This window comes from Acidimicrobiales bacterium, from assembly GCA_030747595.1.
In the GTDB taxonomy this organism is placed as follows: domain Bacteria; phylum Actinomycetota; class Acidimicrobiia; order Acidimicrobiales; family MedAcidi-G1; genus UBA9410.
Window position 1 is genome coordinate 1 of the sequence record JASLKK010000083.1, and the last position, 507, is coordinate 507.

At 65.5% G+C, this 507-nt stretch carries 1 protein-coding gene; it reads left to right on the plus strand.

The genetic code is table 11. From position 1 onward, the window contains the following. The coding region (locus tag QF777_12230; GenBank protein ID MDP6912290.1) for a hypothetical protein at nt 1-325 on the plus strand (325 nt) is incomplete at its 5' end. Between the last annotated feature and the right edge of the window lie 182 nt (nt 326-507).

Sequence of the window (507 nt, forward strand, 5' to 3'; positions counted from 1 at the left end):
GTCGGTCTTCGACCCGTCGGGGGGCCTTATGGACACGGGCCTGTTCACCTCCCACCGGAACCGTCCGACGGAACTGGAACGGGTGCGGGGAGGCACCGGTCGGACATCGATGACCTTTACCCAGATGAAGGATCTCCTGGAGAAGGGGGGTCGGGAGGTCAAGGTGGCCGACCTTGACGAGATGGGTCGGTGGGTCGTGGATTGCGCGTCACAACGCCAGTACGTGATCGCCCGGGACCTCGATACCACCATCGACCTGCTCCACCGGCGGGCCGACGCCATCGACCGTCGGGATCTCCCACCCCACCACCAGATGGGACTTTGATCCCCCGACACCTGGACTGGGAGGACCCCTCTCAACTCAGTTGGCGTTGGAGCCCACCAGGGGGTTGACCAGGCCCTCGTCGTTTGCCGGACGGCTGCGGGACAGGAACGCCCCGGCGTCAGCCAGCACGAACTGTCCAGTGATGCACCGGGCTAGGTCGCTGGTGAGGAATACGGCCAGTC